The 22,033-nt window shown below is 69.4% G+C and carries 16 protein-coding genes; 9 read left to right on the top strand and 7 right to left on the bottom strand.

Translation table 11 applies throughout. The features are described from left to right. Nucleotides 1-34: 34 nt before the first annotated feature. Both NUG21_RS11430 and NUG21_RS11425 read right to left on the bottom strand, forming a co-directional pair. A complete protein-coding gene (locus NUG21_RS11430) occupies nucleotides 35-514 on the bottom strand; it encodes a peroxiredoxin (protein WP_019797692.1) in 480 nt (159 codons plus the stop codon). 65 nt (nucleotides 515-579) lie between these two features. Then, nucleotides 580-1,155 carry a glycine cleavage system transcriptional repressor gene (locus tag NUG21_RS11425; protein WP_087943489.1) on the bottom strand — a complete coding sequence of 192 codons (576 nt, stop codon included), beginning with the start codon at nucleotides 1,153-1,155 and terminating at the stop codon, nucleotides 580-582. 166 nt (nucleotides 1,156-1,321) lie between these two features. Here NUG21_RS11425 and dapA point away from each other — a divergent pair, with 166 nt between their 5' ends. Both dapA and NUG21_RS11415 read left to right on the top strand, forming a co-directional pair. After that, nucleotides 1,322-2,230, top strand: coding sequence for a 4-hydroxy-tetrahydrodipicolinate synthase (gene dapA, locus NUG21_RS11420; protein ID WP_263390916.1), 909 nt, complete (start codon nucleotides 1,322-1,324; stop codon nucleotides 2,228-2,230). Nucleotides 2,231-2,247: 17 nt separating this feature from the next. Then, nucleotides 2,248-2,772, top strand: coding sequence for a hypothetical protein (locus tag NUG21_RS11415; protein ID WP_160946583.1), 525 nt, complete (start codon nucleotides 2,248-2,250; stop codon nucleotides 2,770-2,772). 720 nt (nucleotides 2,773-3,492) lie between these two features. Here the strand turns inward: NUG21_RS11415 and fdxA are convergent. The 5 genes from fdxA to NUG21_RS11390 form a co-directional block, all read right to left on the bottom strand. Next, the gene (gene fdxA / locus NUG21_RS11410) at nucleotides 3,493-3,816 is read right to left on the bottom strand and encodes a ferredoxin FdxA (RefSeq protein ID WP_017913166.1); all 324 of its coding nucleotides are present in this window, start codon (nucleotides 3,814-3,816) and stop codon (nucleotides 3,493-3,495) included. A 98-nt stretch (nucleotides 3,817-3,914) separates the two neighbouring features. Further along, nucleotides 3,915-4,811 carry a 2-dehydro-3-deoxygalactonokinase gene (locus NUG21_RS11405; protein ID WP_263390915.1) on the bottom strand — a complete coding sequence of 299 codons (897 nt, stop codon included), beginning with the start codon at nucleotides 4,809-4,811 and terminating at the stop codon, nucleotides 3,915-3,917. Continuing rightward, the gene (locus NUG21_RS11400) at nucleotides 4,808-5,731 is read right to left on the bottom strand and encodes an SMP-30/gluconolactonase/LRE family protein (RefSeq protein ID WP_263390914.1); all 924 of its coding nucleotides are present in this window, start codon (nucleotides 5,729-5,731) and stop codon (nucleotides 4,808-4,810) included. Before NUG21_RS11400 ends, NUG21_RS11405 begins: the two co-directional genes overlap by 4 nt. Nucleotides 5,732-5,735: 4 nt before the next feature. Then, the gene (gene dgoD, locus NUG21_RS11395; RefSeq protein ID WP_160946586.1) at nucleotides 5,736-6,887 is read right to left on the bottom strand and encodes a galactonate dehydratase; all 1,152 of its coding nucleotides are present in this window, start codon (nucleotides 6,885-6,887) and stop codon (nucleotides 5,736-5,738) included. Continuing rightward, nucleotides 6,884-7,504 (bottom strand): 2-dehydro-3-deoxy-6-phosphogalactonate aldolase, encoded by a 621-nt coding sequence (locus NUG21_RS11390; protein WP_263390913.1) that lies wholly within the window; start codon nucleotides 7,502-7,504, stop codon nucleotides 6,884-6,886. The genes dgoD and NUG21_RS11390 overlap by 4 nt, the downstream gene beginning before the upstream one ends. 281 nt (nucleotides 7,505-7,785) lie before the next feature. On the opposite strand from NUG21_RS11390, the gene NUG21_RS11385 reads away from it, so the two are divergent. The 7 genes from NUG21_RS11385 (at nucleotide 7,786) to xylA (ending at nucleotide 22,013) form a co-directional block, all read left to right on the top strand. Next, on the top strand, nucleotides 7,786-8,748 hold the full coding sequence (locus NUG21_RS11385) for a LysR substrate-binding domain-containing protein (protein ID WP_242080946.1): 963 nt from the start codon (nucleotides 7,786-7,788) through the stop codon (nucleotides 8,746-8,748). A 370-nt stretch (nucleotides 8,749-9,118) separates the two neighbouring features. Next, nucleotides 9,119-11,965, top strand: coding sequence for a TonB-dependent receptor (locus NUG21_RS11380; protein ID WP_263390912.1), 2,847 nt, complete (start codon nucleotides 9,119-9,121; stop codon nucleotides 11,963-11,965). Nucleotides 11,966-12,049: 84 nt separating this feature from the next. Beyond that, nucleotides 12,050-13,987: a sialate O-acetylesterase gene (locus tag NUG21_RS11375; RefSeq protein WP_263390911.1), complete on the top strand. Its 1,938-nt coding sequence runs from the start codon at nucleotides 12,050-12,052 to the stop codon at nucleotides 13,985-13,987. 17 nt (nucleotides 13,988-14,004) lie between these two features. After that, nucleotides 14,005-15,702: a DUF5597 domain-containing protein gene (locus NUG21_RS11370; protein WP_263390910.1), complete on the top strand. Its 1,698-nt coding sequence runs from the start codon at nucleotides 14,005-14,007 to the stop codon at nucleotides 15,700-15,702. 53 nt (nucleotides 15,703-15,755) lie between these two features. Continuing rightward, nucleotides 15,756-18,638, top strand: a complete 2,883-nt coding sequence (locus NUG21_RS11365; protein ID WP_263390909.1) for a TIM-barrel domain-containing protein — start codon at nucleotides 15,756-15,758, stop codon at nucleotides 18,636-18,638. 506 nt (nucleotides 18,639-19,144) lie between these two features. Next, nucleotides 19,145-20,638, top strand: a complete 1,494-nt coding sequence (xylB, locus tag NUG21_RS11360; protein ID WP_263390908.1) for a xylulokinase — start codon at nucleotides 19,145-19,147, stop codon at nucleotides 20,636-20,638. Between the two features lie 34 nt (nucleotides 20,639-20,672). Further along, the gene (gene xylA / locus NUG21_RS11355) at nucleotides 20,673-22,013 is read left to right on the top strand and encodes a xylose isomerase (protein ID WP_263390907.1); all 1,341 of its coding nucleotides are present in this window, start codon (nucleotides 20,673-20,675) and stop codon (nucleotides 22,011-22,013) included. Nucleotides 22,014-22,033 lie beyond the last annotated feature (20 nt).

Here is a 22,033-nt window from a genome sequence, read left to right as displayed (position 1 = left end):
GCAGGGCGATGCGGGGTGCGGGAAACGGCAGTGGTCACTGCTTGGCGGCGGCCTGCAGCGCGTCGAGCACGGCCTGGGCGTGGCCGGGAACCTTGACCTTGCGCCAGCTGCGCAGCAGTTGGCCGGTCGGCGAGATCAGGAAGGTACTGCGCTCGATGCCCAGCACCTGGCGGCCGTACATGTTCTTTTCCTTGATCACGTCGAAGGCGCGGCACAGCGCTTCGTCGGCGTCGCTGATCAGCGGGAAGCGGAAGCCCTGCTTGGCGCAGAAGTTGTCGTGCGACTTCACCGAATCGCGCGACACGCCGAGCACGGTGGCGCCGGCCTGTTCGAACTGCGGCAGCAGCGCGTTGAACTCGATGCCCTCGGTGGTGCAGCCGGGCGTGCTGTCCTTCGGGTAGAAATACAGCACCAGCCAGCGGCCGGCGTAGTCGCCGAGCGTGGCGCTGGCGCCGCCGGACAGCGCCAGCGGCAAGGCCAGCGTGCTGCGGTCCAGGGTGTCGCCGTCCTTCATGGGGTCTCCTCCGCGTGCATCGCCATCATCTGCGTTCGATTGCGTCGGTGTCCAGCGCGGTGCACTCAGAACTTCATCGGGTCCATGATCGCGTCCAGGTTGAGGTGGTCGCAGAACTCGAGGAAGTCGTCGCGCAGGGCGGCGATGTGCATGTTCGCGGGCACCCCGATCGTCACCTGCGCCGAGAACATCTCCGCGCCGGTCTGCATGGCGCGGTAGCGCGTGCTCTGCAGGTTCTCGATGGTGATGCCCTGGCGGTCGAAGAAGTCGGCCAACTGGAACAGGATGCCCGGTTTGTCGGCGGCGATGACTTCGACGATGTACGGCAGCAGGTTCGACTGCGCTTGCTTGGCGCCGGTGCGGTACCACACCAGCTTCATGCCTTCCTCGCGGTCGAGGCGGGTGAGCATGGCTTCGAGCTTGGCCACCGAATCCCACGAGCCGGTCGCCAGCGCGGTCACCGACACGTCGCGGCCGACCGTGGCCAGGCGTGCATCGACGAGATTGCAGCCGCTGTCGGCGATGCGACGCGTCACCGGCAACAAGGGCGACTCCGGATGCGTCGTGTAGGCGTTGATCAGGAGGTGGTTTTCGGTCGGCGCGGGCCGGGGCGTGGTGTCGGTCAAAGGGGCTTCCGGCATTGCGTAAGGCTGAACGGCATCCGGGCGGTCGCCCGGCATGGTGTGCAGCATACTTGCCCGCGCTTTCGGGCCGCAAGTAACATGCGGGGCGACCCTGCCACGCGTGCGGGGCCGATCCGTCCGCGCAACCTGCGCGGCCCTCATCTCCCAGCGAGCACCCGGCATCTTGTCCCTCTCCGGCATCATCACCGCCCTGGCCACGCCCTTTCAGGGCAATGGCGACCTCGACCTCGACGCCTGGCAGCGGCTGCTCAAACGCCAGCTCGACGGCGGCGTGCAGGGGCTGGTGGTGGCGGGATCGACCGGCGAGGCGGCCACGCTGCTGGACGAGGAATACGACCGCATCCTGCGCGAAGCGGTGCAGGCCATCGGCGGGCGCGTGCCGGTGCTGGCCGGCACCGGCCTGTCCGGTACCGCCAAGACCGTGGCGCTGACCCAGCGCGCCGCCGCCGGCGGCGCGCAGTACGCCTTGGTGGTGACGCCGCCGTACGTGCGCCCGACCCAGGCCGGCTTGATCGCGCATTACACCCAGGTGGCCGAGCAGGGCGGCCTGCCGGTGGTCCTGTACAACGTGCCCGGCCGCACCGGCTGCGACCTGCTGCCGGAGACCGTGGCGCAACTGGCGCAGCACCCGAACATCGTCGGCATCAAGGAGGCCGTGAGCGATCCGCAGCGCGTCGCCGCGCTGGCGGCCCTGCGCAGCGACCGCTTCGCCGTGCTCAGCGGCGACGACGGCAGCGCCGCGCAGGCGATGCTGGCCGGCTTCGACGGGCTGATCTCGGTCGCCTCCAATGCCTTGCCGCGCGCCTACCGGCGCCTGTGCGACCTGGCGCGCGCACGCCAGGCCGAGCCGGCGCAGGCCTGGGACGCGCGGCTGCAGCCGTTCCATGCGTTCTGCGGCATCGAATCCAACCCGATCCCGGTCAAGGCGCTGCTGCAGCGTGCCGGGATCGGCCAGGGGCTGCGGCTGCCGCTGCTGCCGCTGTCCGCGGCGCACCACGCCACGGCCGACCGACTTGCCGCCGACGCTGCCGCGTTGGAAGACCTATCCAGCCGCGAAACGCTCGCGGCCTGACCCCAGGAGATTGATTGATGCGTGCTTCCGTTCCCTACGTCCGCGTGCTGTCGGCCGCCGTGCTGGCGACCACCATGGTCGCGGCCACCAGCGGTTGCAGCTGGTTCCACAAGGGCAAGCCGCGCGGCGACTACGCGCTGGCGCCCGAGATGCGCCCGCTGGAAGTGCCGCCGGATCTGACCACGCCCGATACCTCGGCGGCGATGAAGGTGCCGGCGCTGGCCTCGGCGCAGCGTCCTGCGGCGCCGGCCGGGCAGGCGCCGGCGGCATCGAACAGCGGCTTCGTGGTGCCGGGCGCGCGCGACCAGGTGTTCGGCCAGGTCGGCGACGCGCTGGGTGCCATTCCCGGCGTGACCATCGCCAGCCGCGCCCAGTTGCTCGGCTCCTACGACGTGGCCTACGAAGGCAGCAACTTCCTGATCCGCGTGGTGGCGGTGGATGCCGGCGTCTACGTCTCGGCGGTGGACCCGCGCGGCCTGCCGGCCACCGGCGAAGCGCCGGTCAAGCTGATCGCGGCGCTGAAGGCCAAGCTGGGCCATTGATCCGGTACGGGTCCGGCGCATGCGCCGGGCTGCCATGCGGTTCGCATGCGAAACGGGCGCCTTGGGCGCCCGTTTTGTTTTCCGTAGGAGCCAACGGCCAAGCAACCGAGACACGCGGCGCCCGCTAGATCTCCAACCTCAATGCGTCGGGACTGAAGTCCCTCCCACAGTGCACCCAGTCAGCGTATCGCAAGTCCCTGTAACTGCCGTTCGCCGCGCGAACGGCGCGTGCCGCTGCTACGGAAGTTAGCGTTGCGTGTCCTCGATGATCGATAGGCGACGTAGCCCGCCGACGCGCAGCGTATTCGCTGGAGGACATTGTATGAGGCGGGGGTGTGCTGCAGTCGTAATTGTTCGGCCTTTGCTACTGATGTTGCTTCGGCTTTTGACTTGCCGAGTCCCCTTCCGCAGCGGCGGCCATCGCGGGGAAACACCCGAAGGGCGGCGCACATGGATGTGCGCCGTCCGCGGCAGGGGCAGGATGCCCCTTCCGCGGATCCCCGGGATGGACGCGGACCCGGAGCGCGCAGCGCGGAGGGCGCGTAGGCAGGGTGTGCTTTCTTTTGGTTACTTTTCTTTGCACAAGCAAAGAAAAGTAACTCGCCGCAAGGCGAAAGCCTTTGCTGTTGCTTGAGATTTACGAGACGAACGAGAAGAACCCTAGGAGTCAACCATCATGCAGCCGCGAACGCAGGATTCGCGTACCACGATGTGAGTAGGTTACTTCTGCAGCAGCGGCAGCTTGTTCGGCTTGCCGTCCCACTCGGCGGCGTCGGGCAGCGGTTCCTGGCGCGTGGTCAGCACCGGCCAGGCCTTGGCCAGTTCCGCGTTGAGCGCGACGAAGCTTTCCTGGCCGGCCGGCACGTCGTCTTCGGGATAGATGGCGTTGGCCGGGCACTCCGGCTCGCACAGGGTGCAGTCGATGCATTCGTCCGGATCGATCACCAGGAAGTTCGGCCCGGCGTGGAAACAATCCACGGGGCACACTTCCACGCAGTCGGTGTATTTGCACTTGATGCAGTTTTCGGTGACGACGAAGGGCATGGCGGGATCCGGCGATTAACCCGGTAATTCTAATGCAAAGCGGCGCGCGCCGCCGTGTGTGCGGGGCAGCCGGGCAGGAGCCGGGCGACGCGCGCGCCTCAGCCGGTCAGGCCGCCGTGCTGCTGCGCCAGCCGATACAGGCCGCGCGCGGCCAGATCCTCCGGGTGGGTGCGCACGCGGCTGCCGAGCGCGGCCAGCGCATGCGCATAGCGCGCCAGCAGGCCGCTGCCGCCGACCAGGTGCACCACCGGCGGCAAGGCGCGCGCGCGCAACTCGTGGCCGATCAGCAGGCCGGACAGATAGGACGGTGCCGCGGCACCGCTCAGGCGCTCGAACAGGCCCAGGCTGCGCACGCCGAACAGATGGTGCAGCAAGCCGCCGGGGTCGCCGCTGCGCTGCACGCCCGCATCGAACGCGGCTGCGTCGAAAGCGCCGTCGTCGGCATCCATCAGCCGCGCCAGCAGGCTGTGCGTGCGCAGCAGTGCGTACAGTTCGCCGGTCATCATCGTCGCCACCGAGGCGATGCGCCCATCCTGCAGGGTCACCCACTTGCTGTGGGTGCCGGGCAGGCAGACGTGGTGGACCTCGGTCGTTGGCGGTTCCTGCGCGAGCAACGCGAGCAGGCCGATCAACTGGGTCTCCTCGCCGCGCATCACGTCCGGCACGGCGTCGGTGTCGCTGGCCACGCCGGGCACGAACCACAGCGTGCGGCCGGGCAGGGCCGGATCCTGCAGCGGCTGCATCGCCGCGGCCAGCGCAGCAGCGTCGGCCGGGCAGGGCGCGTACGGCAGTTCAATCCAGCCGTTGCGGCTGCCGATCATCCCGCACAGGACAACGTCGCCGTCCCAGCCGTCGATCAAGGCGGCCAGGGTCGCGGCGAAGCGGCCCTGGCAGGCGGCGATGCCCTGGTCGCTGCGGCGCTGGTCGCGGATGCCGCCGTCGGCGTCGAGCCGATAGCCGCGCAGGCTGCTGGTGCCCCAATCGACGACGATCATGCGCTGGCGATGCGTCCTTCGGGCAGGCCGGCGATGCCGACCGCGGCCACGAACACGCCGCCGGCCTGCGGCGTGCGCGCCAGTTCGTCCTCGCTGTGGTCCTGCCGCGAGGTGCTCAAATACAGGGTGCCGCCGTCGGCGCCGCCGAGGGTGGGGCAGGTGGGATGCTTGACCGGCAGGGCGACGCTGCGCTCGACGCTGCCGTCGGGGCGATAGCGCACCACGCGCCAGGCGCGCCACTGCGCATTCCACAGGTGGCCTTCGGCGTCGACGATGGCGCCGTCCGGCTCGGCACCGGGGTGATCCAGTTCGGCGAACACACGGCTGTTGGCGGTGTGCGCGCTGTCCGGGTCGTAGTCGCAGCACAGGATGCGCGGCTGCACCGAATCGCAGTAGTACAGGGTGCGGCCGTCGGCGCTGAAGCAGATCGCGTTGGGAATGGCCACGCCCGGCAACGGCAGGCGGCGCAGGCCGTGGCGCGCCGACCATTGGTAGAAGCTGCCGACCGGCGCCTGGTCCGCGCGCTCGCTCATGGTGCCGAACACGAAGTTGCCGTGGCGGTCGGCGCGGCCGTCGTTGCTGCGGGTGTCGTCGCGCTCCGGTTCCACGTCCGCCAGGTGCTGCAGCGGCAGTGCGCTGTCGGTCTCGGCGGCGGCATCCGGATCGGCCGCGTACACGCCCTTGGCCAGGGCCAGCAGCAGGCGGCCGTCGTCGAACAGGCCCAGGCAGCCGGGACGGTCGGGCAGGTCCCAATGACGGCTGACGTTGCTGGCGAGATCGTGGCGCCACAGGCGGCGGCCGCTGATGTCGACCCAGAACAGCACGCCGCGGCGCTCGCACCACAGCATGCCTTCGCCATGCTCGCAGCGGCTGTCCACCGCCAGGGTGGCGGTGTGGCCGGGTGTGGCGGAAACGTTCATCGGCTCACCACTCGGCGATGCTGCCGTCGGCGTGTCGCCAGATGGGGTTGTGCCAGTCGGGTGGGTTGGCGTTGGCATGGCGCAGGCGCTCCTCGTCGATTTCCACGCCCAGGCCCGGTTTGGGAAGGGCGGCGATGCTGCCGCCATTGTCGCAGGCGAAGTCGTCCTTGTTGAGCACGTAGTCGAGCAGGTCGGCGCCTTCGTTGTAGTGGATGCCGATGCTCTGTTCCTGCAGCACCGCGTTGTGCGAGACGAAGTCCACCTGCAGGCAGGCGGCCAGCGCCACCGGGCCGAGCGGGCAATGCGGCGCCAGGCCGACCTCGTAAGCCTCGGCCATGCTGGCGATCTTCAGGCATTCGGTGATGCCGCCGGCGTGCGAGAGGTCCGGCTGCAGCAGCGACAGGCCGCCGGCCTGCAGCACCGGCTTGAAATCGAAGCGCGAGAACATGCGCTCGCCGGCGGCCAGCGGGATCGGCGTGGACGCGGCCAGCCGCGGGTAGTACTCGGCCTGCTCGGGCAGCACCGGCTCCTCGACGAACAGGGGCTTGAACGGCTCCAGCTCGCGCAGCAGCACGCGCGCCATCGGCGCGGCGACGCGGCCGTGGAAGTCGATGCCGAAGTCGATGGCGGTGCCGAACGCCTCGCGGATCTGCGCGACCTTGGCCACCGCCGCATCCACCGCGCGCGGGCCGTCGATCAGCTTCATTTCCTCGGTGCCGTTGAACTTGAAGGTGTCGAAGCCGAGGTCGCGGTAGCCCTGGATCTGCGCGATGGTCGCCGCGGGGCGGTCGCCGCCGACCCAGCGGTAGGTCTTCATGCGATCGCGCACGCGCCCGCCGAGCAGTTCGTACACCGGCACGCCCAGCGCCTTGCCCTTGATGTCCCACAGCGCCTGGTCGATGCCGGCGATGGCGCTCATCAGGATCGGGCCGCCGCGGTAGAAGCCGCCGCGGTAGAGCATCTGCCAGATGTCGTTGATCCGCGCCGGATCCTTGCCGATCAGGCTCTCGCCGAGTTCGCGCACCGCGGCCTCGACGCTGCGCGCGCGGCCTTCGATGACCGGCTCGCCCCAGCCGGTGATGCCCTCGTCGGTCTCGACCTTCAGGAACAGCCAGCGCGGCGCGGCGTGGTAGGTGGTGAGGCGGACGATCTTCATGCGCGGTCCAGATAGGCGAGGCGGAAGGCGGCGGCATGCGCCTGGGTCTGTGTCAGCGGCTGGCCGGGGCGGTACAGCTCGCCGCCGATGCCGGCGCCGACCGCGCCGGCGCCCAGGTAGTCGTGCAGGGTCTCGGTGTTGATGCCGCCGACCACGAACAGCGGTACCTGCGCCGGCAGCACTGCGCGCAGGGCGCGCACGTGGCCGGGGCCGTAGGTGGCGGCGGGGAAAAGCTTGAGCATCTGCGCGCCGGCATCCAGCGCGTCGAACGCCTCGGTGGCGGTGGCGAAGCCGGCCACCACCTGCAGGCCGCGCGCCACCGCATGGCGGATCACCGGCGGGCGCGTGTTGGGGGTGACGATGAAGCGCGCGCCGAGATCGGCCAGGGCGTCGACGTCGCCGATCTGCAGCACGGTGCCGCCGCCGATCCAGCAGCGCTGCCCGAATGCCTGTGCGGCCGGACCGATGCTGTCGGCCCAGCGCGGCGAATTGAGCGGGATTTCGATCGCGTCGTAGCCGGCATCGGCCAGCGCCCCGACGTGCGCCAGCGCGTCCTCCGGGGTGAGGCCGCGCAGGATCGCGATCAGCGGGAGTCGGAACGGGGAGGCGGCGGACATCGGGGTACCTGACGGAAGCGGCGGTGAAGAAGGCGCGCGGTCAGCGCGGTGCCGCGGTGGGGCCGGGCGGCAAGGCCGCGGTCCGCGCCCGCTGCATCGGCGCTGGCGCGGACCCGGCTGAATCGGCCTGCCTGCGCGAGCAGGGGCGGCGGCGGCGACGCCAGCAGGGGGCGCGATGGGCAGTAGCCTGCGCGCGTGAGCTATGCTCTGCAAATGAAATTTTAGGCATATTCTATTCCGCTGCCGAATACGCGGCGCCGCCCTCAGGATGCCTGCCCACGATGAATGCCTCCGCCAATCCCTGGTTCAACGCCGCGCGCCTGAAGACCCGGCACCTGTTGCTGCTGCTGCAGTTGCACGAGCACCGCTCGGTGTTGCGCGCGGCCGAGGCGGCCAGCATGACCCAGCCGGCGGCGTCCAAGCTGCTGGCGGAAATGGAGGACCTGCTGGGGGTGAAGCTGTTCGAGCGCCACGCGCGCGGTGTCGAGCCGACCTGGTACGGGCAGGTGCTGATCCGCCGCGCGCGCGCGGCGATGTCGGAGATCGGCCGCGCCCAGGAAGAGATCGCGGCGCTATGCGAAGGGCGCATGGGCCAGGTCTCGATCGGGACCGTGGTCAATCCGGGCACCAACCTGGTGCCGCAGGCGATCGCCGAGGTCAAGCGCGAGTTCCCCGGCATCCTGGTGCGGGTGGAGATGGACTACAGCCGGCCGCTGGTGGCCAAACTGCTCGACGGCCAACTCGACATCGTGATCGGCCGCATCCTCGGCCCCTACGGCGCCGAGGCGCTGGAGTTCGAGCCGCTGGCCGACGAGCCGCATTCGGTGATCGCCCGCGCCGGGCACCCGCTGTCCACTCGCGCCGACCTGCGCCATGCCGACCTGGCGCGCTACGGCTGGGTGCTGCCGCCGGCAGACAGCGTGCTGCGCGCGCGATTGGACGCGATGTTCCTGGAGCATGCGGTGCCGGCGCCGCAGAACGTCATCGAGACCTCGTCGCTGCCGGTGATGACCAGCCTGCTGCGCGGCAGCGACCTGCTGGCCGCGCTGCCGGCCGAGGCGGTGGCGCCGTATGTGCAGGCGAAGCTGCTGACGGTGTTGCCGATTGCGCTGGGCGTGCGCATGGAATCGTTCGGCATCGTGCGCCGTCGCGACTATCTGTTGCCGCCCGGTGCCGAACGGGTGTTGCTGGCATTGCGCAACGCCGCCAAGCGGCTGTATCCGGAGCGGGCGGCAGGCATCTGAATGCCGCCGCCGCAGGCGCTTTCGGGACACAGTCGGACGATTTCGTAGACATGCCGTGGTGCGCATCCCGCTAGTCGGGAATCGCATAGCTGGGCGTGAAATCTTCATTTGCTTCACGCGATTGTCATTCCCTAGTCTCGGCCGATCGCGATAGCGAGCGACCTGCCGATCCGTGCAGCGGCGCCATCCGATACGGCAGCGGCCGAGACCGACGCCGTCACAACTCGCAGGACGGCGCCCCTTGGTGACCGTCGCCCGTGTCTGTGTGCATGTCTCCTGGGAGGGAAACAGCATGGCCTCGCAGCATCCCCGTGGTCCGGCTCTGCCGACCGCAGCGTCACGCCGTACCCGCGTTTTGCCGCGTTCCGTCATGGCGCTCAGCATCGGCCTGCTGCTCAGCGCGCAGGCGCTGGCGCAGGACACGGAGCGCGCCGCCAAGGCGCAGACGCCTGGCTCGGTGACCCAGCTCGACGCGGTCGAGGTCAAGGGCGTGCGCGGCAGCCTGATCAAGTCGCAGTCGATCAAGCACGATGCCGAGCAGATCGTCGATTCGGTCAGCGCCGAGGACATCGGCGCGTTGCCGGACCGCAGCGTCACCGAGACCCTGCAGCGGGTCAGCGGCGTGACCATCGATCACTTCATGGCGCGCAACGATCCGGACCACTTCTCGGCCGAAGGCAGCGGGGTGATGATCCGCGGCATGACCCAGGTGCGCGGCGAACTCAACGGCCGCGACAGCTTCAGCGCCGCCAGCGGACGCGGCCTCAGTTTCGAGGACGTGCCGGCCGAACTGATGGCCGGCGTGGACGTGTACAAGAACCCGTCGGCCGAGATCATCGAAGGCGGCCTTGGCGGCACGGTCAACCTGCGCACGCGCATGCCGTTCGACCAGCCGGGGCGGGTGGTCGGCGCCACCGCGGACGTCAACTACGGCGACATGAGCAAGACCTACAAGCCGTCCGGCTCGTTCCTGTTCAGCGATCGCTGGAACACCGGCGTCGGCGAGATGGGCCTCATGCTCGACGTGGCGCACTCGGAACTGGCCACGCGCAGCGACGGCATCCAGGTCGAGCCGTTCGTGCGCCGCACCGATCCGGCGCTGCTGGCCGGCACCACCTTCGACAAGGTCTACGTGCCGGGCGGGGTGAACTGGCGGCAGATGGATTTCGAGCGCAAGCGCAAGGGCGTGGCGGCGGCATTCCAGTGGCGCCCCAGCGACGCCACCGACGTGTACGTGCAATACCTGCGCTCGTCCTACGACATGAACTGGCGCGACCGCGCCGCGTTCTTCAACGACGACACCAATGCCATCGTGCCGGCACCCGGCACCACCTTCACCTACGACAGCGAAGGCCGCTTCGTCAGCGGCTCGCCGGTGTCCACCTCCTGGCGCGGCAACGTCACCGGCAACGATGGCGTGCGCTTCTACACCGACAACCGCTACGCCCAGCAGAGCGCCACCACGTCCGACCTGTCCGGTGGCTTCAGCCATCGCCTGACCGACCGGCTGACCGTGCGCGGCGACATGCAACTGGTGCGCTCGCAGAGCGACGTGCTGGATTTCACCTTGTTCAGTTCGATCTACCTGCCGGGCCTGAACGTGGACCTGGGCGGCCGCTACCCGGCGGTGACCCTGGCCGACCCCGGCTACACCGCCAACCCCTCCAGTTACTTCTGGAGCGCGGCGATGGACCACCTGGCGAAGAACCGCGGCCGCGAACTGGCCACGCGCTTCGACCTGGAATACAGCTACGACGACAACCCGTGGCTGCGTACCTTCCGCGCCGGCATCCGCGCCACCGACCGCACCCAGACCAACAAGAATTCCGGCTACAACTGGGGCGTGATCAGCGACAACTGGGCCACCGTCCCCGGGACCAGCACCGGCCTGGCCGACCTGGCCAGTTTCATGACCGCCTCGTCGTCGCTATACACCTACTCGAACCTGTTCCGCGGCAAGGTGAACGTGCCGACCCAACTGGTCTTTCCGCGCAACAGCGCGGTCAAGGACTACGCCGGCACGTCGGCGCTGATCGAGCAGATCGTGGCGCTGCGCGGCTCCGGCTGGGCGCCGGACCAATACCAGTTGCAGGACACCAACCGCCAGTTCGAGCGGACCCAGGCCGCGTACATGGTGATGTACTTCGGCAACGACGAGGCGCTGGGCGTGCCGGTGGACGGCAACATCGGCGTGCGCGTGGTGCAGACCAAGACCGAGGCGGCCGGCTACGGCCAGTATCCGGACCTCTCCGCCACCGCGGCCTCGGAGGCGCTGAAGGCGCAGTACGACGGTCAGTACTTCCCCAACAACGCGCGCGGCCGCTACACCGACGTGCTGCCAAGCCTGAACCTGCGTTTCAAGTTCTCCGATGCGCTGCAGTTGCGCCTGGCCGCCTCCAAGGCGATGGCGCGACCGGACTACACCCAGTTGCAGCCCTACCTGCTGCTGACCGCGACCTTCAACGACGACGGAACCCCGAAGGAATGGACCGGCACCGCCGGCAATCCCAATCTCAAGCCGATGAAGGCCGACCAGTACGACGCGGCGCTGGAGTGGTACTTCGACAGCAGCGACATGATGTACCTGACGCTGTTCTACAAGAGCGTCAAGGACTACTTCTCCAACCAGACCGTCACCGAGAACTACGGCGGCCAGGACTTCCTGGTGACGCGCCCGTACAACATGGACAAGGGCCGCATCCGCGGCTTCGAGTACGGCTACACCCAGTTCTTCGATTCGCTGCCGGGCTGGATGAGCGGCTTCGGCGTCAATGCCAACTTCACCTTCGTCGACAGCAGCGGCGGCGTGAACACCGCCACCGATCCGTACACCAAGACCACCGTGACCGGCGTGGCGCTGCCGCTGGAAGGCCTGTCGCGGCGCAGCTACAACCTGGCCGGCATCTACGAGAAGGGGCCGTTGTCGGTGCGCCTGGCCTACAACTGGCGCTCGCGCTACCTTCTCACCGCCAGCGACGTGGCGACCAAGCTGCCGACCTGGTCGGACGACTATGGCCAGCTCGACGGCTCGGTGTTCTACCGCTTCACCCCGCACCTGCAGTTGGGCATCCAGGCCAACAACCTCACCAATTCGGTGACCAAGGTGCTGATGGGGCCGACCTCGTACAGCGACGGCGAGGTCGACAGCCGCCTGTACACGCGCAGTTGGTTCGTCAACGATCGCCGTTACTCGCTGGTGCTGCGCGCCAACTGGTAGGCGCCGCGCCGTATCCGGCACGCGGTCCGCCTGCGGTGAGGCGGGGGGCCGCGGCCGGGCTTTCCCCCGATGCAGGATCCGCTCATGGCCGTCCCATTGTTTTCCACCGTCCGCCGCCTGGCCCTGCTGGCCCTGGCGACCGCGTCATGGCCGGCCGCGGCCGCGCTGCAACTGCCGTTGCTGTTCGACGACGGCGCGGTGCTGCAGCGCGATGCGCCGATCCCGGTGTGGGGCTGGGCCACGCCCGGCGCGCGCATCCAGGCGCGCCTGGATGGCGCCAGCGCCAGTGCGGTCGCGGGCGCCGATGGCCGCTGGCAGTTGCAGTTGCCGGCGCATGCGGCCGGCGGTCCGTATGTGCTGGAAGTGCAGGGCGACGGCGGCCAGCGCCGCATCGGCGACGTGCTGATCGGCGACGTGTGGCTGGCCAGTGGCCAGTCCAACATGGAATGGCCGCTGGCGCAGGCGCGCGACGGCGCGCGCGAGGTGGCGGCGGCGACCGATCCGCAACTGCGCAACTTCAAGGTGCCCAAGGCCTGGGCGGCGCAACCGCAGCCGCGCCTGCCCGGCGGTAGCTGGGTCGCGGCAACGCCGAGCACCGCGGGTGCGTTCTCGGCGGTGGCGTACTTCTTCGCGCGCGACCTGCGCCAGCGCACCGGAGTGCCGATCGGCATCATCGACAGCACCTGGGGCGGCAGCGCGATCGAGGCGTGGATGGACGCGGCCTCGCCCGGCGTGGACGCGGCGCAGGTACGTACGCGCATCGCGCAGATGCAGGTCAAGGACGCAAAAGACTTAGGCGAGACCAGGCGGCGCCTGGCGCGCTGGCCGCAGCCGGCCACCGCGGATGCGGATACAGGCTGGGCGGCTGCCGATCTGGACGACCGCGACTGGGACCGCCAGCCGCTGCCGGGGCTGTGGGAGCAGCACGGCTATGTCGGCATGGACGGTGTCGCCTGGTACCGCACCCGCTTCACCCTGAGCGCGGCCGAAGCCAAGGCCGGCGCGGTCGTGGGCATCGGGCCGGCCGACGATGCCGACACCACCTACGTCAACGGCGTCGAGGTCGGCCACACCGAAGGGCGCTACACCGAGCCGCGCCGTTATCGCGTACCACCGGCGGCATTGCGCGCCGGGGTCAACCACATCGCGATCCGGATCCTGGATACCGGCGGCTTCGGCGGCATTCCCGGCGACGCGGCGGCGTTCTTCGTGCAGCCCGACGGCGGCCGGCCACACTCGCTCGCCGGCGACTGGCAGTTCCGTCCGGGAAAGGTCACGTTGGCTGCCAACGACGACAAGAATCAGATCCCGACGCTGCTGTACAACGCGATGATCCATCCCTTGCAGCCGTTCCCGGTCAAGGGTGTGATCTGGTACCAGGGCGAGAGCAACGCCTACCCGTACGGTGCGCTGCGCTACCGTGAGCAGTTCGCGTCGCTGATCGGCCGCTGGCGGCAGGAGCGTAGACAGCCGCAACTGCCGTTCCTGTGGGTGCAGCTGGCCAACTGGAAGGCCGGCAACGACCAGGGCGACCTGAGCCCGTGGGCGCAGCTGCGCGAATCGCAGACCAGGACGCTGGCGCTGCCGGCGACCGGGCAGGCGGTGACCATCGACATCGGCATGCCGGACAACATCCATCCCACCAACAAGCAGGACGTGGGGCATCGCCTGGCGCTGGTCGCGCGGCACGTGGCCTACGGCGAAACCCTGGTCTACAGCGCGCCGGTGTTCGCCCGCGCCACATTCGCCGCTGGCCAGGCGCGGGTGATGTTCGACATGATGGGCAGCGCGCTGGCGGTGCGCGGCGGCGGCAACGCGGTGCGCGGTTTCGCCCTGGCCGGTGCCGATCGTCGTTTCCATCCGGCGCAGGCGCGCATCGAGGGCGACCAGGTGGTGGTCCGCAGCGCCGCGGTGCCGCAGCCGCAGGCGCTGCGCTACGCCTGGAGCGAGAACCCCGAGGACGCCAACCTGGTCAACCGCGAGCAGTTGCCGGTGGGCCCGTTCCGCACCGACAGCTGGTGAGGCAGGGCACGCGCCGCATGGGAGACACCGGGCCGCAGCCGCGCGCCGCCCGCCGTCGATGCTTGCTGCCGGTGCTGCTGTCGCTGCTGTTGGCCGCTTGCCAGGCCGCGCCGGATGCGCCGCCGGCCCATGCACGCGCTGCTGCCGCCAACGCCGCGCCATCGGCGTCGGCGTCCGCGCAGGTACCGATCCCGCGCCTGGTCAGTAGCGACGGCCGCCACGCGCTGCTGGTCGACGGCGCGCCGTTCCTGATCCTGGGCGCGCAGGTCAACAACTCCAGCAATTATCCGGCGGCGCTGGCACAGGTGTGGCCGGCAATCCGCGCGCTGGGCCCGAACACCGTGCAGGTGCCGATCGCCTGGGAGCAGGTGGAGCCGGAAGAAGGCCGTTTCGATTTCTCCTTCGTCGACACGCTGCTGGCGCAGGCGCGCACGCAGCGGGTGCGGCTGGTGCTGCTGTGGTTCGGCACCTGGAAGAACAACGGGCCCAACTACGCACCGCACTGGGTCAAGACCGACGATGCGCGCTTCCCGCGGGTGGTCACCCGCGACGGACGGCGCCTGGGCTCGCTGTCGCCGCTGGCGCCGGCCACGCTGGAGGCCGACCGCACTGCCTTCGTTGCCTTCATGCGGCATCTGCGCCAGGCCGATCCGCAGCGCACCGTGATCATGGTGCAGGCCGAGAACGAGCCGGGCACCTACGGCAGCGTGCGCGACTTCTCGCCGATGGCGCAGCGCGAGTTCGATGGCCCGGTACCGCAGGCGCTGCTGCAGCGGCTCGGCAAGTCGCCGGGCAGTTGGGCGCAGGTGTTCGGCGCCGATGCCGACGAGATCTTCCATGCCTGGCACATCGCGCGCTTCATCGACCGCATCGCCGAGGCCGGCAAGGCCACCTATCCCTTGCCGATCTACGTCAACGCGGCCTTGCGCGGTCCGTTCAATCCCGGCCAGCCCGGGCAGTACGCCAGCGGCGGCCCCACCGACAACGTGCTGGACGTGTGGAAGGCGGCGGCGCCGCACATCGACCTGCTGGCACCGGACATCTACATGCCCGAGTACCCGCTGTACACCACGGTGCTGCAGCGCTACGCGCGGACGGACAACGCGTTGTTCGTGGCCGAGACCGGCAACCGGCCCGAATACGCGCGCTACCTGTATCCGGCGCTGGGCCATGACGGCATCGGCTGGTCGACCTTCGGCATCGACTACAGCGGCTACTCCAACTATCCGCTCGGTGCCAAGCGCCTGGACGCGCAGGCGCTGGCGCCGTTCGCGCTGGGCTACCGTGCGGTGGGCATGGGCATGCGCGTGTTCGCCAAGGCTGCCGCCGCGGGAAAATTGCACGGCACCGCCGAGGCGCCGGGCCAGGCGGTGCAGGAGCTGCCGCTCAACGCGCGCTGGAGTGCCACCATCACCTATGGCGTGCCTCAGTTCTGGTTCCAGGGTGAAGCGCCCGGCAATCCCACGCCGATCGGCGCGGCGCTGATCGCCGAACTCGGTCCGGACACCTTCCTGATCACTGCCCAGCACGCGCGGGTGACCCTGCACCCGGCCAGCGCAGCGACCGCCAACATGCTCTACGACCGGGTCGAGGAGGGCGTCTACGACGGCGAGCACTGGCAGTTCCGGCGCAACTGGAACGGCGATCAGACCGATTACGGGCTGAATTTCTCCGACGTGCCGCAGTTGCTGCGCGTCACCCTGGCGACCTACTGACGACGCGGCGGCGCCTGTGGTGCCGCGCTGCGTGACGATCCAATGGAGTGAACATGCACAACGCGAACCGTCCCCTGCCGCCCTCGTTGCGAGGCCTGTTGCTGCTGTCGCTGTCGCTTGCCGGCACCTCCGCCGCCGCGCAGCAGGTGACCCGCGAGGCCGATGGCGTCACCGTGCATCCCAGCGCCAAGGGCGCGGCGCCGGTGCGCCTGCAGGTCATCGACCGCGGCATCGTCCGCGTCAGTGCCGATCCGACCGGTACGTTCCAGCGCACGCCCAGCCTGATGCGGGTGCCGGTGCAGGGCGACACCGGCTTCGTGCTCGAGCAACACGGTGAGAAGGTCCAGCTCAAGACCGCCAGGCTGACCGCGCAGGTGTCCACCGTCGACGGCCACGTCGGCTTCGCCGATGCGCACGGCACGCCGTTGCTGGCGGAAGTGGCGGGCGGGCGCAGCTTCGCGCCGCTGCAGGTCGAAGGGCGCCACTACCTGAGCGTGCGCCAGCGTTTCGTCTCGCCGCCCGACGAGGCCTTCTACGGGTTCGGCCAGCACCAGCAGGGCTGGATGAACCAGAAGGGCCACGACATCGAGCTGCTGCAGAGCAATCTCGACATGGCGGTGCCGTACCTGGTGTCCAGCCGCAACTACGGCATCCTCTGGGACAACAACGCGATCACCCGCTTCGGCGATCCGCGCGGGCTGCAGCCGCTGCCGGCGTCGCTGCGCCTGTACGACGCGCACGGCAAGCCGGGTGCGCTCACTGCGCACTACGCGATCGACGGCAAGCCGGTGCTGGAGCGCCGCGAGCCCGACATCGACTATCAGTACATCAAGGACCTGGCGAGGTTTCCCGCCGCCGCCAAGCCCGGCGACAAGCGCCGCATCCAGGTGCGCTGGGAAGGCCAGATCGAGGCCGAGCGCGGCGGGACGCATACCTTCTCGCTGTATGCCAGCGAATACGCCAGGCTGTGGGTCGACGGCAAGCTGCTCGTCGACCGCTGGCGACAGAACTGGAACCCCTGGCACCACGAGTTCGCGCTGCAACTGCAGCCTGGCCAGCGGCATACCCTGAAGGTCGAGTGGGACCTGATCGATCCCAGCTACATCGCGCTGCTGCATCGCGATCCGCTGCCGGCGGCCGAGGCCGGCAACCTGTCGCTGTGGTCCGAAGCGGGGCAGATGATCGACTACTACGTCGTCGCCGGCGACAACGCCGACCAGGTCATCGCCGGCTACCGGCAACTGACCGGCAAGGCGGTGTTGCTGCCGAAGTGGGCCTATGGGTTCTGGCAGAGCCGCGAGCGCTACAAGACCCAGGATGAACTGCTCGGCGCGCTGGCCGAATACCGCCGGCGCCAGTTGCCGATCGACAACATCGTGCTCGACTGGTCGTACTGGCCGGAGAACGCCTGGGGTTCGCACGACTTCGACCGCAGCCGCTTCCCCGATCCGGACGGCATGGTCAAGGCGGTGCACGCCAGCCACGCGCAGCTGATGATCTCGGTCTGGCCGAAGTTCTATCCGAGCACCGCCCACTACAAGGAACTGGACGCGGCCGGACACATCTACCGGCGCAACGTCGAGGTGGGCGAGCTGGACTGGATCGGCAAGGGCTACACCAACGCGTTCTACGATCCGTACGCGGCCGACGCGCAGGCGATCTATTGGCGGCAGATCGACGAAAAACTCAACCGCAAGGGCATCGATGCCTGGTGGCTGGATGCCGACGAGCCCGACGTGCATTCCAACCTGGACATCGCCGAGCGCAAGGCGCGCACCACGCCGACCGCGCTGGGGCCGTCCACCGAGTTCTTCAACGCCTATCCGTTGCCGCATACCCACGGCGTCTATGCGGGCGATCGTGCCGCCGATGGCAAGCGCGTGTTCATCCTCTCGCGCAAGGGCTACGCCGGCATCCAGCGCAACGCAGTGGCGGTGTGGAGCGGCGACATCGCCTCGCGCTGGGAGGACATGCGCGAGCAGATCTCCGCCGGCGTCAACCTGTCGATGTCGGGCCTGCCGAACTGGACCTTCGACATCGGCGGCTTCGCCGTGGAGAAGCGCTACGAAACCCAGGACCCGGCGCATCTGCCCGAGTGGCGCGAACTCAACACGCGCTGGTTCCAGTTCGGCGCGTTCGTGCCGCTGTTCCGCTCGCACGGCCAGTTCCCGTACCGCGAGATCTGGAACATCGCGCCGGAAGGCACGCCGTATTACGCCAGCATGGCCTACTACAGCCGCCTGCGCTACGCGCTGTTGCCCTACATCTACACGCTCGCCGGCGACACCTATCACCGCGACGGGGTGATGATGCGCGGCCTGCCGATGGACTTCCCGCACGACCCCAAGGTCGCCGACATCGACGACGAGTATCTGTTCGGGCCGGCGTTCCTGGTCGCACCGGTGACCCGCTTCGGCGCGACCTCGCGCAAGGTGTACCTGCCGGCGGGTACCGACTGGATCGACTTCAACAGCGGCGCGCTCCACGCCGGCGGCCAGACCATCGACGCTGCCGCGCCGCTGCAACGCATGCCGCTGTTCGTGCGCGCCGGCGCCATCGTGCCGATGACCCGCGTGCAGCAGTATGTCGACCAGATCCCGGATGCGCCGCTGACCGTGGTGGTCTACACCGGCGCCGACGGCCGCTTCTCGCTGTACGAGGACGACGGCACCGGCTACGGCTACGAGAAGGGCGAGTTCAGCCGTATCCCGCTGCAGTGGGACCAGGCACGGGGCGTGTTGCGCATCGGTGCGCGCGAAGGCCGCTGGCCCGGCATGCAGGACCGGCGCAGCATCCACGTGCGCTTCGTCGACGGCTCGCGCGCGGATGCCGGCGCGCTGGAACCGGCGGCGGACGCCAGCGTGGAGTACCACGGCCAGCCCCTGGAGGTGCCACGCAAGGGCAGCGGCCATGCCGCCGCGGCGCAGGGCGGATGAGCCTGGGATGGCGCGCGAGATGGCGCGATGCAGCGAAATATGCGTGCTACGCCCGTACCCTCATCCGCCCCGTTGGGACAGCCTCCCCCGAAAAAGCGGCCATGGTCCTGGTGGGAGAAGGGATGAAGCGAATGCGGTCCGGCGCAACCGCGCACGGCTTGCGCGTGTGCTTGATGCGGTGCATCAAAACGGGGCATGTGGATGCGCATCGACACAACTGCTGCAACCTCCACAACCTGTGCGTGCATGGCGGACAGCCCCATCTGAAGTCCGTATTGCGACTGCAACGCGTGCGGGATGACCTATGACGCACCGCGCGCACTTCACGCATGCGGCGCGCGATGGCACGGCCTGGCCTGGCGCGACGCACGGCGTCATCATGCGCCGCTACGTGATGCATGCGGTGCGCACTACACTCGGCGTCACGGCGGGTGGTCCCCGCACGCCGGCCTTTCTCCTGGAGCGACGATGGAACTGGGTGTGTGCACGATGTGGCGGGTAGGGCAATGAGTCTGTACATCGGTCTGGACGTGGGCACGCAGAGCGTCAAGCTGCTCGCCTACGATGCCGACACTCGGCAGGTGGTGGCCACCCACGGCCATGCGCTGGAACTGATCAGCCGCGACGACGGCACCCGCGAGCAGCAGGCGCAGTGGTGGATCGACGGCATCGTCGCCTGCTTCGCCGCACTGAGCGCCGCGCAGCGGGCGCAGGTGCGGGCGATCGCGGTGTCCGGGCAGCAGCACGGCTTCGTGCCGCTGGACGCGCAGGGCCAGGTCGCCGCGCCGGTGAAGCTGTGGTGCGACACCAGCACGCAGCGCGAGTGCGAGGAGATCATGGACGCGGTCGGCGGCGCGCGGCGCTGCGTGGAACTGGCCGGCAACCCGATCCTGGCCGGCTACACCGCCTCCAAGCTGCCGTGGACGCGCAAGCATCGCCCCGATGCCTATGCCGCGATGACCTCGGTGCTGCTGCCGCACGACTACGTCAATTTCTGGCTCACCGGCGAGCGCTACGCCGAGGTCGGCGATGCCTCCGGTAGCGGTTGGCTGGACGTGCGCACACGGCAGTGGTCGGCGCCGCTGCTGCAGGCGATCGATCCGCAGCGCGACCTGGCCGCGGCGCTGCCGCCGCTGGTGCCGACCGAGACCAGCTTCGCCCTGTCCGCCGCCGCGGCGCAGACGCTGGGCCTGCCGCGCGAGGTGCGCGTGGCCACCGGCGGCGGCGACAACATGATGGCGGCGATCGGCACCGGCAACGTGGTGCCGGGGCGCCTGAGCATGAGCCTGGGCACCTCCGGCACGCTGTTCGCCTACGCCGATCGCCCGGTGGTGGACCCCGACGCGCGCTGGGCCGCGTTCTGTTCCTCCAGCGGCGGCTGGTTGCCGCTGATCTGCACGATGAACTGCACGGTGGCCACCGAGACCATCGCGCGTCTGTTCGGCATCAAGACCGGGCAGGGCGAGGCATTGCTCGCCGCCACCGAGCCCGGTGCGGACGGACTGGTGCTGCTGCCGTTCTTCAACGGCGAACGCACCCCGAACCTGCCGGCCGCGCGAGGTTGCCTGACCGGCATGGACCTGCACAACAGCACGCCGGCGCATTTCTATCGCGCGGCGATGGAGGGCGCCAGCTACAGCCTGCGCAACGGCTTCGATGCCTTCGTCGACGCCGGCCTGCGCTTCGATGCCATATCCCTCACCGGCGGCGGCAGCAACAGCGCCGGCTGGCGCCAGCTCATCGCCGACCTGTTCGGGTTGCCGGTGCAGGTGCCGGCACAGGCCGAAGGTGCGGCGTTCGGCGCCGCGCTGCAGGCGCTGTGGGCCGACGGCTGGGCGCAGGGCGAGCGCGCCAGCCTGGCCGAGGTGGTGCTGCGGCACCAGCAGGACGACGCGTCGCGCTCCGCGCAGCCGGATGCGCAGCGCGGCGCGCAGTACCAGGCGCACTACCAGGCCTTCCAGCGGCATCTGCAGGCCATCGGCCCGCTGTACGCCGCGTGATTTCCTTTCCCCCGCAACGCACCAGGACTTCGTGATGAGCACTTCCGTCTACACCGGCGCCAAGGCGTACTTCCCGGGCATCGGCCGCATTCCGTTCGAGGGCAAGGCCTCGGACAACCCGCTGGCGTTCAAGGTCTACGACGCCGGCAAGCGCATCGGCGACAAGACCATGGCCGAGCACCTGCGCTTCGCCGTGGCCTACTGGCACAGCTTCTGCGGCGACGGCGCCGATCCGTTCGGCCCGGGCACCCGCGCCTATCCCTGGGACGCCGGCAGCGATGCGCTGGGCCGCGCCGAGGCCAAGGCCGATGCGGCGTTCGAGTTCTTCACCAAGCTCGGCGTGCCGTACTACTGTTTCCACGACGTGGACCTGGCGCCGGACGCAGAGGACATCGGCCAGTACGAAAAGAACCTCAAGCACATGGTCGGCATCGCCAGGCAGCGCCAGGCCGACACCGGGGTCAAGCTGCTGTGGGGCACCGCGAACCTGTTCTCGCACCCGCGCTACATGAACGGCGCGGCGACCAACCCGGACTTCGACGTGGTCGCGCGTGCGGCGGTGCAGGTTAAGGCCGCGCTGGAGGCGACCGTCGAACTGGGCGGCGAGAACTACGTGTTCTGGGGCGGCCGCGAAGGCTACGCCTGCCTGCACAACACGCAGATGCGGCGCGAACAGGAGCACCTGGCGCGGTTCCTGACCCTGGCCCGCGACTACGGGCGCAGCATCGGCTTCAAGGGCAACTTCCTGATCGAGCCCAAGCCGATGGAGCCGATGAAGCACCAGTACGACTTCGACAGCGCCACCGTGGTCGGCTTCCTGCGCCAGTACGGCCTGGACCAGGACTTCAAGCTCAACATCGAGGCCAACCACGCCACGCTGTCCGGGCACAGCTTCGAGCACGACCTGCAGGTGGCCAGCGACGCCGGCCTGCTCGGCAGCATCGACGCCAACCGCGGCAATCCGCAGAACGGTTGGGACACCGATCAGTTCCCGGTCGACCTGTACGACACGGTGGGCGCGATGCTGGTGGTGCTGCGGCAGGGCGGGCTGGCCCCGGGCGGGCTCAACTTCGACGCCAAGGTGCGCCGCGAGTCGTCCGATCCGCAGGACCTGTTCATCGCCCACATCGGCGGCATGGACGCGTTCGCGCGCGGCCTGGAAGTCGCCCATGCGCTGCTCACCGCCTCGCCGCTGGAGCAGTGGCGCCGCGAGCGCTACGCCAGCTTCGACGGCGGCGCCGGTGCGGCCTTCGCCGCCGGCAAGAGCACGCTGGCCGACCTGGTGGCGCACGCCGCGCAGGCCGGCGTGCCGACCCAGCGCAGCGGCCGCCAGGAAGCCTACGAGAACCTGATCAACCAGTACCTGCTGCGCTGAACCGGGTGCGCGGCGGCGGC

It is taken from the genome of Xanthomonas sp. CFBP 8445, assembly GCF_025666235.1.
GTDB lineage: Bacteria > Pseudomonadota > Gammaproteobacteria > Xanthomonadales > Xanthomonadaceae > Xanthomonas_A > Xanthomonas_A indica.
Note: the sequence above shows the minus strand (reverse complement) of the source record. Positions and strands in the feature narration are given on the sequence as shown.

Bases quoted from the DNA above. Each gene is read 5' to 3' on its own strand.
- NUG21_RS11430 (WP_019797692.1), bottom strand. From the start codon at position 514: ATGAAGGACGGCGACACCCTGGACCGCAGCACGCTGGCCTTGCCGCTG.
- NUG21_RS11425 (WP_087943489.1), bottom strand. From the start codon at position 1,155: ATGCCGGAAGCCCCTTTGACCGACACCACGCCCCGGCCCGCGCCGACC.
- NUG21_RS11415 (WP_160946583.1), top strand. From the start codon at position 2,248: ATGCGTGCTTCCGTTCCCTACGTCCGCGTGCTGTCGGCCGCCGTGCTG.
- fdxA (WP_017913166.1), bottom strand. From the start codon at position 3,816: ATGCCCTTCGTCGTCACCGAAAACTGCATCAAGTGCAAATACACCGAC.
- NUG21_RS11405 (WP_263390915.1), bottom strand. From the start codon at position 4,811: ATGATCGTCGTCGATTGGGGCACCAGCAGCCTGCGCGGCTATCGGCTC.
- NUG21_RS11400 (WP_263390914.1), bottom strand. From the start codon at position 5,731: ATGAACGTTTCCGCCACACCCGGCCACACCGCCACCCTGGCGGTGGAC.
- dgoD (WP_160946586.1), bottom strand. From the start codon at position 6,887: ATGAAGATCGTCCGCCTCACCACCTACCACGCCGCGCCGCGCTGGCTG.
- NUG21_RS11390 (WP_263390913.1), bottom strand. From the start codon at position 7,504: ATGTCCGCCGCCTCCCCGTTCCGACTCCCGCTGATCGCGATCCTGCGC.
- NUG21_RS11385 (WP_242080946.1), top strand. From the start codon at position 7,786: ATGAATGCCTCCGCCAATCCCTGGTTCAACGCCGCGCGCCTGAAGACC.
- NUG21_RS11380 (WP_263390912.1), top strand. From the start codon at position 9,119: ATGGCGCTCAGCATCGGCCTGCTGCTCAGCGCGCAGGCGCTGGCGCAG.
- NUG21_RS11375 (WP_263390911.1), top strand. From the start codon at position 12,050: ATGGCCGTCCCATTGTTTTCCACCGTCCGCCGCCTGGCCCTGCTGGCC.
- NUG21_RS11370 (WP_263390910.1), top strand. From the start codon at position 14,005: ATGGGAGACACCGGGCCGCAGCCGCGCGCCGCCCGCCGTCGATGCTTG.
- NUG21_RS11365 (WP_263390909.1), top strand. From the start codon at position 15,756: ATGCACAACGCGAACCGTCCCCTGCCGCCCTCGTTGCGAGGCCTGTTG.
- xylB (WP_263390908.1), top strand. From the start codon at position 19,145: ATGAGTCTGTACATCGGTCTGGACGTGGGCACGCAGAGCGTCAAGCTG.
- xylA (WP_263390907.1), top strand. From the start codon at position 20,673: ATGAGCACTTCCGTCTACACCGGCGCCAAGGCGTACTTCCCGGGCATC.